Annotated in this window: 13 protein-coding genes; 8 read left to right on the top strand and 5 right to left on the bottom strand. The window is 74.5% G+C overall.

Going from position 1 to position 12334, the window contains the following annotated elements:
* Position 1 precedes the first annotated feature (1 nt).
* The gene (locus tag BLS43_RS22240; RefSeq protein ID WP_093088448.1) at positions 2–229 is read left to right on the top strand and encodes a hypothetical protein; all 228 of its coding nucleotides are present in this window, start codon (positions 2–4) and stop codon (positions 227–229) included.
* 7 nt (positions 230–236) lie between these two features.
* Here BLS43_RS22240 and BLS43_RS22235 read toward each other — a convergent pair whose 3' ends face one another.
* Positions 237–1814, bottom strand: coding sequence for a Na+/H+ antiporter (locus BLS43_RS22235; protein WP_176921480.1), 1578 nt, complete (start codon positions 1812–1814; stop codon positions 237–239).
* A 94-nt stretch (positions 1815–1908) separates the two neighbouring features.
* Between BLS43_RS22235 and BLS43_RS22230 the strand changes: the two genes are divergently transcribed.
* The 4 genes from BLS43_RS22230 (at position 1909) to BLS43_RS22215 (ending at position 5787) form a co-directional block, all read left to right on the top strand.
* Positions 1909–2886 carry an arsenic resistance protein gene (locus BLS43_RS22230; RefSeq protein WP_093088667.1) on the top strand — a complete coding sequence of 326 codons (978 nt, stop codon included), beginning with the start codon at positions 1909–1911 and terminating at the stop codon, positions 2884–2886.
* 67 nt (positions 2887–2953) lie between these two features.
* The gene (locus tag BLS43_RS22225; protein WP_093088445.1) at positions 2954–3418 is read left to right on the top strand and encodes a phage tail protein; all 465 of its coding nucleotides are present in this window, start codon (positions 2954–2956) and stop codon (positions 3416–3418) included.
* Positions 3419–3937: 519 nt separating this feature from the next.
* Complete coding sequence (locus BLS43_RS22220; RefSeq protein WP_093088443.1) at positions 3938–5086, top strand: CaiB/BaiF CoA transferase family protein; 1149 nt, start codon at positions 3938–3940, stop codon at positions 5084–5086.
* Positions 5083–5787 (top strand): GntR family transcriptional regulator, encoded by a 705-nt coding sequence (locus BLS43_RS22215; RefSeq protein ID WP_176921479.1) that lies wholly within the window; start codon positions 5083–5085, stop codon positions 5785–5787. The genes BLS43_RS22220 and BLS43_RS22215 overlap by 4 nt, the downstream gene beginning before the upstream one ends.
* Here the strand turns inward: BLS43_RS22215 and BLS43_RS22210 are convergent.
* The 3 genes from BLS43_RS22210 to BLS43_RS22200 form a co-directional block, all read right to left on the bottom strand.
* Entirely contained in the window at positions 5771–7351 is a 1581-nt protein-coding gene (locus BLS43_RS22210; RefSeq protein ID WP_176921478.1) for an ATP-binding SpoIIE family protein phosphatase, read from the bottom strand. The genes BLS43_RS22215 and BLS43_RS22210 overlap by 17 nt on opposite strands.
* A 72-nt stretch (positions 7352–7423) precedes the next feature.
* Positions 7424–7807, bottom strand: a complete 384-nt coding sequence (locus BLS43_RS22205; protein WP_425438561.1) for a response regulator transcription factor — start codon at positions 7805–7807, stop codon at positions 7424–7426.
* Entirely contained in the window at positions 7792–8196 is a 405-nt protein-coding gene (locus BLS43_RS22200) for a sensor histidine kinase (RefSeq protein WP_176921477.1), read from the bottom strand. The genes BLS43_RS22205 and BLS43_RS22200 overlap by 16 nt, the downstream gene beginning before the upstream one ends.
* An 18-nt stretch (positions 8197–8214) precedes the next feature.
* Between BLS43_RS22200 and BLS43_RS22195 the strand changes: the two genes are divergently transcribed.
* Both BLS43_RS22195 and BLS43_RS22190 read left to right on the top strand, forming a co-directional pair.
* Positions 8215–8955: a CocE/NonD family hydrolase gene (locus BLS43_RS22195; RefSeq protein ID WP_245707694.1), complete on the top strand. Its 741-nt coding sequence runs from the start codon at positions 8215–8217 to the stop codon at positions 8953–8955.
* Between the two features lie 58 nt (positions 8956–9013).
* A complete protein-coding gene (locus BLS43_RS22190) occupies positions 9014–10915 on the top strand; it encodes a S9 family peptidase (RefSeq protein WP_245707692.1) in 1902 nt (633 codons plus the stop codon).
* Positions 10916–10952: 37 nt separating this feature from the next.
* Here the strand turns inward: BLS43_RS22190 and BLS43_RS22185 are convergent, their stop codons facing one another.
* Positions 10953–11699, bottom strand: a complete 747-nt coding sequence (locus BLS43_RS22185; RefSeq protein ID WP_093088664.1) for a DinB family protein — start codon at positions 11697–11699, stop codon at positions 10953–10955.
* A 134-nt stretch (positions 11700–11833) separates the two neighbouring features.
* On the opposite strand from BLS43_RS22185, the gene BLS43_RS22180 reads away from it, so the two are divergent.
* Positions 11834–12328: a glycosyltransferase family 9 protein gene (locus BLS43_RS22180; RefSeq protein WP_093088437.1), complete on the top strand. Its 495-nt coding sequence runs from the start codon at positions 11834–11836 to the stop codon at positions 12326–12328.
* Positions 12329–12334 lie beyond the last annotated feature (6 nt).

Here is a 12334-nt window from a genome sequence, read left to right as displayed (position 1 = left end):
CGTGACCGAGCACAGGACCGAGCACACCTCCGACCGCACCGGGGACGCCCCCGGCGGCGAGGGCGACGACCACGCCCTGACCGGGGCGGGCGGCGGCACCGCCCGCGACCGCTACGACCACGAGGGCGGGACGCGCGACTCCGCCGTCCCGTCGGACGCGGGCGCCACCGACGCCGCCGCCCGGGAGCTGGACGCCGAGAACGAGTCCGAGCCGACCCGCAGCGAGTGAGCCCCGCTCACTCCACGGGGTCGGGCCGGGAGAACCGGATCTCCTCCACGTCCAGCCCCGACTGGACCTGACGCAGCACGATGTCGTCGATCCGCCGCTCGTCCCGCAGCTCGAGCAGGGCCTCGCGCTTGCGGGCGATCAGCGCGAGGTGCAGGTTCGCGTACTGGTCGTCGTGGCGCAGCACCTGGTCCGCCTCGGGCCCGTCCGCGGCGGCGACCTGGCGCCGCTTCTCCATCTCGATGCGCACCCGCCGCTCGATGTCCTCGTCGACCCCGAGCTCCCGGGCCGTCTCCGGCAGCGAGTCGATCGCCGCGTCGATGATGAACACCTGGGCGTAGCGGCGTTCCTCGGTGACGGAGTCGTCCGGCGGGAGCCGCGCGAACCGCACCACCCGCGGCAGCAGCAGCGCCTGCAGCAGGGTCAGCACGATGACCCCGGAGGTGATCACGACGATGAGGTCGCGGTCCGGGAAGGGGGCGCCGGAGTCCAGGGTCTGCGGCACGGCCAGCACCGCGGCCAGCGACACCGCTCCCCGGAACCCGCTCACCGCGCTCACCGACCGCTGCCGCGCCCCGACCCGGCGCAGGCGCTGCTCGGGCCGCCGGTCGAGGGCCCTGATGAGGTACGGCGTGGTGTACAGCCAGGCCCACCGGACACCGATCACCACGGCGGTGACCACCAGGATGTCGACCACCGCCCGGCCGAGCGAGGCGCTGGGGAGCGCCCGGACCGCGGTGTGGGCCTGCAGGCCCACGAGCACGAACAGCGAGCTGCTGATCACCGTCGTGGTCACCGTCCAGAACGGCACCGACGTCTGCCGGGTGACCGCGCCGGTGATGCGCGGCGTGACCTGGCTGAGGAACAGCCCGCAGGCGACGACGGCCAGCACCCCGGAGGCGTGCACGGCCTCGGCCAGCAGGAACGCCGCGAACGGGGTCACCAGCATCGCCAGGTTCTCGAGCATCGGGTCGTCCATCCGACGCCGCACCTGCCAGCTCAGCAGCCCCACGGCGGCGCCCGCCAGCAGTCCGCCGCCGTAGGCCAGCACCAGCAGCCCGCTGACGTGGGCGGGTGAGAGGTACTCCTCCCCCACGGTCACCCCCACCGCGAGCCCGTAGATCACCAGCGCGGTGCCGTCGTTGATCAGGCTCTCCGCGCGCAGCGTGGTCACGGTCCGCCGCGGCAGCCGTCGGGCCAGGACGCCGACCGCGGTGGCGTCGGTCGGGGCGAGCGCTGCACCGAGCACCCAGGCGGGTCCCCACGCCAGCCCCAGCGCATGGGCGACGGCCGCCACCGCCGCCGCGGTCACGAAGACCAGGACGGTGCTGGTCAGGAGCACGACGCGCAGGTTGTTGCGGATCTCGCGCAGCGAGGTCGTCAGGCTCTCCCAGTACAGCAGCACCGGGAGGAAGACCAACAGCACGACCTCGGGCGGCAGCTGCACCTCGCGCAGGTGTGGCGCGAACCCGACGAGGACGCCGGCGAGCACCAGCAGGATCGCGGGCGCGATCGGGAAGCGGCGCGCGAGCGCACCGCACAGCACCAGCGCGGCGCCCAGCACGACCGCCATCTCCAGTCCCAGCACGATGCCATCGTGACGGGTTTCGCCGCCGACGGCAGGCGTGGCGCGGAGGTGCGGGAGAATCGCCGCGGGACGGCGGGTGCGAAGGCGGGGGTGCGTGGGCGGGGCGAGCGCGTGGCTGGAGCGGCGCCAGGTCCCGATCCACCTCGCGGCCATCGCCGCGGGGCTGCTCCTCGGGCTCGTCGTACCCGGCGCGGGGCCCGGCCTGGAGAGCGCGATCAACCCGGTGCTCGGGGCGCTGCTCTACGTGACGTTCCTGCAGGTCCCCGCCGCGGAGCTGGTGCGGTCGCTGCGGTCCGGGCGCTTCCTGGGCGCCCTGCTCGTGACCGACTTCGTCGTGGTCCCGCTCGTCGTGGCCGCGATGGTCGGGTTCCTGCCCGCGGAGCCCGCCGTGCGGGTGGGCGTGCTGCTGGTGCTGCTCGCGCCGTGCGTGGACTACGTGATCGTCTTCTCCGGGCTGGCCGGCGCGAACAGCGGCAGGCTGCTCGCGGCCACCCCGCTGCTGCTCCTCGCGCAGATCCTGCTGCTCCCGGTGTTCCTGGCCGTGTTCGGCGGCCCGGACCTCGCGGCGATCGTGGAGGTGGGGCCGTTCCTCGAGGCGTTCGCGGTCCTGATCGTGGGGCCGCTCGCGCTCGCCTGGGCCACCCAGGCCTGGGCCGCCCGCCGCCGGACCGGGCGGCGGGTGGCGGAGGCCGCGGGCGGGCTGATGGTGCCGCTCATGGTCGCGACGCTGCTCACGGTCGTCGCCTCACAGGTGCCGGTGCTCGGTGGCGACCTGACCGCGGTCGCCGCGGTCACCCCGTTCTACGTACTGTTCCTCGTGGTGATGGCGCCGCTCGGGACGCTGGTGGCCCGGCTGGCGCGCCTGGGGCCCGCGGACGGCCGGGCCGTGGTGTTCAGCGGCGCCACCCGCAACTCCCTCGTCGTGCTGCCGCTCGCGCTGGCCCTGCCCGACGCGTACGCCGTGGCCGCCGTCGTGATCGTCGCCCAGACGCTCGTGGAGATCGTCGGCATGGTCGCCTACGTGCGGCTGGTCCCGCGGCTGCTCCCGGCGGGCGGCCGACTCCGCTCGTGACGGCGGGCGTGGAGCGCCGGCAGGATGCGCAGCGTTCGCCCGTCCGTCCCGAACGAGGGGGCCCGCCATGACCTACGTCGTGGACTTCCAGACCGTGTCGACCGTCGGCCTCGAGTCGTCACCGGTCGCGGACGCGCTCGCCGGCCTGCGGGCGAACGAGGCCCGCTACTTCAAGAACAAGTACGACCACGAGTTCACCGTGGAGCCCGCCGCAGACGCCCGGGACACCGTGGACTGGGTCCACGAGATCCTGCGGGACGAGCGGGACATCGTCATCGACTCCCCACCCCTGGAGGCGACGGCCTTCGAGGTCGGGGGCGTCAGGTGGGCCTACGTCTTCTACGCGAGCGGCCTGTCCGTCAACGTCCTCTACACCCTCGAGGACTCCGGCAAGCGCGCCGTCGGCTTCAAGCTGTCCGACGGCATGGAGGTCCCCGAGGAGCTCGCCACCCGGTTCAAGTTCGCCCGCCAGCGCTCGAAGCTGGCCGGCACCATCCGCGGCTCCTACTTCACCATCAAGAAGGAGCACTGACGGGCTTTCGTCCGTTTCGCCCGCCCGTCCGGGCGTGCGAGAACAGATCGCTCATCCCCGACTTCTCGGAGCCGGGCCGATTGGTCCACGCTCGAGGGGTGGGCCCGGGCCGCTCAGGCGCGACCCGTCAGGACCGTCGACCCGCCGGCCCCCTCGGCTCAGCCCGACGTGCTCCCGCCGCGGCGCGACCCGGCCTTGGCACCCGGCCGTCCATGATCCACGCTCCGGAAGCCCGGCGGTCGACTCGCGACCGATCCTCTCCCGACGGGTGGATCATTGGCGCGAGACGGACGGGACCACGCCACCACCCATCCGACGGCCCGACGACACGCGGACTCGGTCCAGGAAGGGCCATGATCCATTCCTCGGGAGCGACGCGGTCGGATCCCGACCGCCTTCCTCCCCACGAGCAGATCATGGGCGATCGAGAGCGGCCACGAACGGGACAGCCAGAGATGCCTCTCCCACTCAGATCATGCATGATGTGGCGGACCCTGCATTCTCGCCGAGGAGATCCGGATGCCCCCGCTGCCCCTGGACGGGCTCGTCGTCGTCTCGTGCGAGCAGGCGGTCGCCGCCCCGCTCGCCACTCGTCACCTGGCCGACCTCGGCGCCCGGGTGATCAAGGTGGAGCGGCCGGGCGGCGGGGACTTCGCCCGCGGCTACGACCGGACCGTGCGGGGGATGTCCAGCCACTTCGTGTGGCTCAACCGGTCCAAGGAGAGCATCGCGCTCGACCTCAAGGACCCGGCGGGCGTCGAGACCGTGCTGCGGCTGCTGGAGCGGGCGGACGTGTTCGTGCAGAACTTCGCCCCCGGCGCCGCGGAGCGCCTCGGGCTCGGCGCCGCCGCCCTGCGCGCCCGCTTCCCGAGGCTGGTGACCTGCTCGATCTCCGGCTACGGCGGGAGCGGGCCCTTCCGCGACGCGAAGGCCTACGACCTGCTCATCCAGTCCGAGGCGGGGCTCGTGTCGATCACCGGGACCGAGGAGGCGCCCGCCAAGGCGGGCATCCCGGCCGCGGACATCGGCGCCGGCATGTACGCGTTCAGCGGGATCCTCGCGGCGCTCTACGAGCGCGACCGCACCGGCGTCGGCACCGAGGTCGAGGTCAGCCTGTTCGACTCGCTCACCGAGTGGATGGGCTATCCGCTCTACTACGCCGAGTACGGCGGCACCCCGCCCCGGCGCACCGGCACCAGCCACGCCGCGATCGCCCCGTACGGCACCTTCGCCGCGGGCGACGGGACCGAGGTCGTGCTGTCGATCCAGAACGAGCGCGAGTGGGTGGCGTTCTGCACCGACGTGCTGCGGACCCCCGGGCTGGCCGTCGACCCCCGGTTCGCCACCGGGGCCGGGCGGGTGGCCGAGCGGGAGGCCCTGCAGGCCGCGATCGACGCGGTGCTGTCGACGCTGAAAGGCGAGGAGTTCCTCGACCGGCTGGCCGGGGCGCGGATCGCGCACGCCCGGCAGCGCGAGCTCGCGGACGTCCTCACCCATCCCCAGCTGAGCGCGCGCGACCGGTGGACCGAGGTGGACTCCCCCGTCGGCCCGCTGCGGGCGCTGCGGCCGCCGATCACCCTGCCCGGCAGGCCCGCCCGGATGGGCGCCGTCCCCGAGGTCGGCGAGCACACCGACGCGATCCTCGCCTGGCTGGGCGAGCGGGGGTGAGCAAGCGCGACCTGGTCGTCGACGCCCTCCGCCGGGACATCCTCGCGGGGACGCTCGCCCGCGGCGCCCGGCTCCGGCAGGACGAGCTGGCGCGCCGGTTCGGGGCCAGCATCACCCCGGTGCGGGAGGCGTTGGGCCTGCTGGAGGCCGAGGGGCTCGTGGTGGCCGAACCCCATCGCGGCGTCCGGGTCGCCGGTGTGGACCTGGCGCAGGTGACGGCGACCTACGTGGTCCGCAGGCTCACCGAGGCCTACGCGGTGCGCCGCGCGACGCTCCGCCTCTCCCGCCGCGACCTGGCGCGCGCCCGGGCCCTGCTCGACGCCGAGCCCACCGGGGACGCGGGCGGGGACCCGGCCGCCGCGCGCGACCGCAACCGGGACTTCCACTTCCTCTGCTACGACCGGTGCGGCATGCCCGCCCTGGTCGACCGGATCGCCGCGACCTGGCGGGCGTTCCCCTGGGACCTGACGCTGCACGAGCGCTCCGCGGCCTCGCGCGCCGAGCACGAGGCGATCCTGGCGGCGCTCGAGGCGGGCGACCCGGAGGCCGCCGCCGCGGCGACCGAGCAGCACCTGCGGCAGGGCTTCGCGTCGGTGCTGGTGCAGCTCACCGGACGCCCGGGGCCGGATCCCTTCGACATCGACGTCGACCTCGACCTTGATGCGGACGCCGAGGAGGTGGCGGTCAGCCGTCGAGGGTGAGGTCCGCGACGATGGTCTTGCCCTCGCCGTCGTGGTGGACGGTCCAGGACTCGACGATCGAGTCCACCATCCGCAGGCCGCGCCCGCGCAGGGCGTGCGCGTCCACCGGCCGGACCTGCGGCGGGGCCGCGGAGCCGTCGGTGACCTCGAGGCGCAGCGCGTGCGGGCCGAGGACCGCGGTGAGCCGGAAGGGGGTCCGGGCGTGGTCGGCGGCGTTCATGGCGAGCTCGTAGGCCACCAGCACGGCGTCGTCCACCCGGTCCTGATCCACGTCGTTGGCCTGCAGGAACGCGGCGATCTCGCGGCGGACCTCGACGCAGGACTCGGCGGTGGGCTCGTGGTCCCACACCCGCCGCTGCTCGACGGCCGGGGTGTGGGTCAGCAGCGCGACGGCCAGGTCGTCGGTCCGCAGCGGCATCCGCGCGTCGACCGCGGCGAGCACCTGGTCCAGCACCGCGCCGGGCTCGTCCTTCCAGGTGGGCCGGTTCAGCAGGCCGTCGAGCAGGTCGACCAGCCCGTCCGTCCAGAGCACGTCGCCCCGGTCGTCCCGGGCCTCGATGAGCCCGTCGGTGTAGAGCAGCAGCGCCCACTCCCGCGGCAGCGGCACCCGGACGGCGGGCCAGGTCGTCCCCAGCCGCACCCCGAGCGGCACGCCGAGCCCGCGGTCGGGGAGCAGGCTCGAGGTGGTGCCGTCGATGAGCAGCGGCGCGGGGTGGCCCGCCAGGTAGAGGTCGAGGTGGCTGCGGTCCGCGGGCAGCGAGATCATCGCGACGGTGGTGAACAGGATGGCGTCGTGCCGCTCGGTCACCAGCAGCTGGTCGAGCACCGGGAGCACGTACTCGGCGGGCATCCCGGCCAGCACCAGCGTGCGCCACGCGATCCGCAGGCTGACCCCGATCGCGGCCTCGTCGGGCCCGTGCCCGCTGACGTCCCCGACGATCGCGTGCACGCTGCCGTCCGCGATCTCGACGGTGTCGTAGAAGTCCCCGCCGAGCAGCAGCTGCGCGTTCCCCGGCTGGTAGCGGCTGGTCACGGTCAACGCACGGTCCCGCAGCAGCGGGGTGGGCAACAGCCCGCGGCCCAGCCTGCGGTTCTCCCGCTCGTGAACCTGCGCGAGCTGCAGCTGGCCCGCCAGCCGGTCCGCGCGCCGACGCTCCACCGCGTACTGCACCGCGCGGGTGAGCAGCGGACCGTCGACCCGCCCCTTGACCAGGTAGTCCTCGGCGCCCGCGGCGACCGCGGCCCGGCCGCGGGTCTCGTCGACGTCCCCGGTCAGGACGACCACGGCCGGGTGGTCGGGCACCTCCAACAGGCGCAGCAGCCCGTCGAAGCCCGCCGCGTCCGGCAGGTTCATGTCCAACAGCACGCAGTCCGCGGCGACCACGGCGGTCAACGCCTCGGCGAGGGTGCGGGCGCGCGCCACGTCCCGGATCTCCCCGACGTCCGCGAAGAGCTCGGTGACGAGCAGCGCGTCCCCGTCGTCGTCCTCCACGAGCAGCACGCGCACCGGAGCCTGCGCCGGTGCGACGTCCTCACCGGAGATCGCGGGCTCGGGGTCCATCATGCGGCCGCCACGGGACGCACTCTAGCGCCGGCCCCCAACGGGTGCAGGGCCCAGTGGTCGGCCCGGCGGCCGCTACGGACCGGCGTCCAGATCGGCGTCGTGGACGAGCAGCGCCACCTGCACGCGGTTGTTCAGGTCGAGCTTGGCGAGGATGGCGGAGACGTGCGTCTTCACCGTGGCCAGGCCGATGTGCCGGCGGGCGGCGATCTCGGCGTTGGAGCGCCCGGCGCCGATCTCCAGGGCCACCTGCCGTTCGCGGTCGGCGAGCAGGCCCAGCCTGCGGCGGGCGGTGTGCGCCCGGGTGTCGTGGCCGCCCTCGACCAGCGCGATCGCCTCGGCCCCGTCCCCGGCCTCCGCGACCACCTCGACGTCGGGCGCCCCGCGCAGCATCATCGTCAGCCCGAAGCGGACGACGGCGTCGTCGTCCACGACCAGGACCCTCACCGTGTCGGCCACGGCACCCACATCCCCACCCGCCAACCCCCCGACTCCGTCGGGCCGTGTTCCAGCCTGCCGCCGCGCAGGGCGGCGCGTTCCCGCAGCCCGCGCAGCCCCTCGCCGGAGCCCGCGCCCGACGGACCGGACGCCGCGACCGGGCGCTCGTCGACCACCTCGGCCGACAGGCCGGGGCCCGGACCGCCCGCGATCCGCACCGTCGTCGGCGCGCCCGCCGCATACCGGCGCACGTTCGTCAGACGCTCCTGGACGAGCCGGTAGAGGGTGCGGCCCGCGGTGGCGGGCACGTCCGCGATCCCCGGCAGCGGCAGCTCCCCCTCGGGGGCGCGCAGCACGCCGATCACCTCGCGCAGGTCCTGCAGCGCCCGGTGCGAGCTCTCGCGGATCACCTCCCGCCGGACGGGAAGGTGCCCCTCGTCCTGTCCGCGGGGACCTACTTCGGCCACTCCGGCCAGCTGAGCGTGGAGGGCTTCGCCCACACCGGCCCGTCCGCCCGGTTCGACGACCTGGTCACCGAGGGCCGCCTGCTCGAGCGCGGCTACGGCCTGGTCATGGTGGACCTGCGCGGCTTCGGCGGCTCCACCGGCTGCACCGAGGCGATCGGCGGGAACGCCGACCGCACGGACGTCCGGGCGGCGCTCGACTGGGCCGCCGCGCAGCCCTTCTCCACCGGATCGGTGGGCATGTACGGCAAGTCGATGGACGGGATCACCGCGCTGATCGGGAACAACCTGGACCATCCGGCGCTCCAGGCCGCGATCGCGCAGGAGCCCATCTGGGACATCCAGCGGACCATGCGTTCCGGCGGCGTCCCCCGCTCCACGACGGTCTCCGTGCCCTCGATCCACAACCAGCTCGCCACCCAGCCCCAGATGCCCGACGACGCCCGCTACCTCGCCAACGCCGCCTGGGACTCCCCCGCAGGGCCGCACCCGGAGTGCACGATCCTGAACACGGCGTCCTACACGGACCCGAACCCGGAGTCCGAGACGTGGACGCTCCGGAACCTCGCCGAGCACGCGAAGGGCACCGACACGCCGTTGTTCGTCACCCAGGGCTTCCTGGAGTGGAACACCGACGCCGAGGGCATGCAGGAGTTCCTCGCGAACCACGCGGGCCCTTCCGACTCCCGTGAGCCCCGGTCTTGACCATGCCGCGACGGCACAGGTTCTGCTGGGGACACCACCGACGAGAGGAGCACACCCGGTGACCACCGAGTCGATCGCCGAAGCCCGCCTGATCCCGCTCGAGGAGTTCTTCTCCGACCCGGAGTTCTCCGGAGCGAGCCCGTCCCCCGACGGCACCCGGATCGCCTACCTCGCCCCGGAGGGTGGCAGGCGCAACGTCTGGGTCCGCGGGATCGACCAGGACCACGCCGACGCGGTGTGCGTCACCCACGACACCCGCCGCGGCGTCGGCAGGTACCACTGGACCGACGACCCGCGATGGCTGCTGTACGAGCAGGACACCGACGGCAACGAGGACTGGCACCTCTACCGCGTCGACCTCGACGCGCCCGACGAGCCCGCCGTCGACCTCACCCCGCTGCCGCCGGGGTCCCGGGTGGTGGGCGTCGACCTCCTGGAGGGCGTGCCCGGCAGCATCCTCGTGCTGATGAACCGGCGCCCGCTGTACTTCGACTACTTCCGGGTCGACGTCGCGAGCGGCGAGACCACGCTGCACCTGGAGCAACCGGGTCCGGGGGAGACGGTCCTGCTGGACCCGGCGGGTCTGCCCGTCTTCGCCTCGCGGCTGGTGGACGGCGCGTGGCACTTCGCCGCGATCGACCCGGACGGGCGGCAGCGGCCGATCCACACCGCGGGTGGGGCCGAGCACCCGGTGGGCGTCCTGCCCCAGTACGTCACGCCGGACGGCCGGGGCCTGCTCCTGGGGTCCTACGGCGACGGTGACGACCTGCAGCTGATCCGGCTCGACCACGCGACCGGCGAGCGGACCGTCGTCGCCGCCGTCGAGGGGCACGACCTGGACACCCTCGGGGCGCTGGACCCGCGGCTGCCCCCGATCCTGTTCACCCGGCGCGGCAGCGGCGAGGTGTTGGCCGCCCGCTTCGTGGGCGACCGCGGCCACATCGAGGTGCTCGACCCGGAGTTCGCCCCGGTCTACGCGCAGCTCGCCACGCTGTCCGACGGCGTGCTGGGCACGCTGTCCTCCGACGAGGCGGGCCGCCGCTGGATCGCCACCTTCCTCCACGACCGCGAACCGGCCGTGACCTGGATCTACGACCACGAGACGGGCGAGAGCCGGGAGCTGTTCCGGCCCTACCCGCACCTCGACGCGGCCGACCTGGCACCGATGCGAGCCGTCCACTTCCCGGCCCGCGACGGCCTGCCGCTGCACGGCTTCCTGACCCTGCCGGTCGGCGGGCGTCCGGAGGCGTTGCCGCTGGTGGTGCTGGTCCACGGCGGACCGTGGGCGCACGACAGCTGGGGCTACGACCCGCAGGCCCAGTTCCTCGCCAACCGCGGGTACGCCGTGCTGCACGTCGAGTTCCGCGGCTCCACCGGGTACGGGCGGCGCCACCTCACCTCAGCCGTCGGGGAGCTCGCGCGGGCCATGCACACCGACCTGATCGACGCCGCCGATTGGGCGGTGGCCGAGGGGATCGCCGATCCGGAGCGGATCGGCGTCTACGGCGGGTCCTACGGCGGCTACTCCGCCCTCGTCGCCGTGACCGTGACGCCGGACCACTTCGCGGCCGCGGTGGACTACGTGGGGATCTCCGACCTCGTCGAGTTCCTGCGGTCGGTCCCGGAGTTCGCGCGGCCCGGCCTGGTCGCCAACTGGTACCGCTACGGCGGCGACCCGGACGTCCCGGAGCAGCACGCGGACCTGCTGGCCCGCTCGCCCATCACGATGGTCGACCGGATCCGGACGCCGCTGCTGGTCGCCCAGGGCGCCAACGACGCCCGGGTGAGGCAGTCCGAGTCCGACAACATCGTGGCCTCGCTGCGCGAGCGCGGGATCCCGGTCGAGTACCTGCTCGCCGAGGACGAGGGCCACGGCTTCGAGAACCCGGAGAACCGGATGCGGCTCTACCGGGCCGTCGAGCGCCACTTCGCCGCGCACCTGGGCGGGCGTTCGGGCTGAGTCCCGCAGCGCGGTGCGTCCGCCGCTCCCGAGCGGTTCACGTACCGCGCCGCGCCAGGAGGTCCAGGTCCCGTTCGGCGTAGCGGCGGTGCTGCCACTCCTCGAACAGCACGGTGCGCAGGCAGTCGGCGACCGGGTAGGCGTCGGCGGGCGGGTACCCGGGCCCCTCCACCGGCGTCGTGTCGCCCGCGAGGGACTCGTCGGTCAGCCCCTCCAGGAGCCGGCGCACCGTGTCCCGGCGGTCGGCGCGCAGGGCGAGCACCTCGTCGAGGTCCGGCCGGGCGTCGGGGTCGCACGGCACCTCGGGACCCTGGTCGTAGCCGTCGAACGGCAGGCTCAGCGGGTGCCACGGTCGCGGGTCGCCGAGGAGCACCCGGCCGACCCAGATGTCGGTGGCGTAGACCAGGTGGCGCAGGGTCTGGACGAACGACCACTCGCCGTCGACCCGCTCGTGCAGCGACTCGGCGGGCAGGGCGCGCGCCCGGATCACCGTCTCGGCCCACTGCTCCTCGAGGAGGTCCCAGGCCCGGAGGCACCCCGCGGCGTCGGTCGGGCGCATGAGCGCGCGGTCGGGGTGGCGCCGGTCGAGCTCGGCCTCGACCAGCGGACCGACGTCCACGCCGTTGACCCGCAGCCCGGCGATCTCGCCGTCGATCTCGACCTCGCCGACCCACGCGCCGCGCAGGCGGACCCGCCACAGCGTCGCCCGGACGGCGCTGATCTGCTGGAACCGGGCGTCCGCCAGCGACACGTCCTCGATCCGCAGCCCGGTGTGCTCGACCATGCCCGCAGTCTCGCGCACCGGGCACCCGCCGGGGTGATGTCGGGTATGCGCGGGCCGGCGGCGGGTAACGCTCCGGCATGAACGAGTCCGAGGCGACGACGCCTTCGACGGATCACCGCTGAGCGGGGGCGACGATGACGAAGCTGCTCATGCCGCCTGCGCCGGTGTCCGCCGGGCGCGCCGTCCCCGCCCCGCGCACCGCGAACCCCGGTCCCGGCGGGGCGGTGGTGATCCATCCCGGCCGCCGCCGGTGGCCGGTCGAGCGGTTCGCCGCGCTGGCCCGCCGGTTGCATCCCGCGGGGACGGTGGTGCTCACCGGGCAGGCCGCCGAGCGGCCGACGGCACTCGCGGTCGCCGCCGAGGCCGGGCTGCGCCCCGACCAGGTGCTCGCCGGGCGGACGACGGCCGCGGAGCTGGCGGCCCTCGTCGCCGGCGCCGCGCTGGTCGTGACCGGCGAGCCCCTCGTCGCGGACCTGGCCGCCACCCACGGCCGCCCGTCGGTCGTCATCGGCGGACCGCCCGCGACCAGGCCGCCCGGGCCGCACCGCGCGCTCGTGCGGCAGGGCGACCCGGACGGCCTGCGGATCGGGGTGGACGAGGTGCTCGAAGCCTGCGTCGCCGTCCTCTGAGGGCTG

Source organism: Pseudonocardia oroxyli, assembly GCF_900102195.1.
In the GTDB taxonomy this organism is placed as follows: Bacteria; Actinomycetota; Actinomycetes; order Mycobacteriales; family Pseudonocardiaceae; genus Pseudonocardia; species Pseudonocardia oroxyli.
Note: the sequence above shows the minus strand (reverse complement) of the source record. Positions and strands in the feature narration are given on the sequence as shown.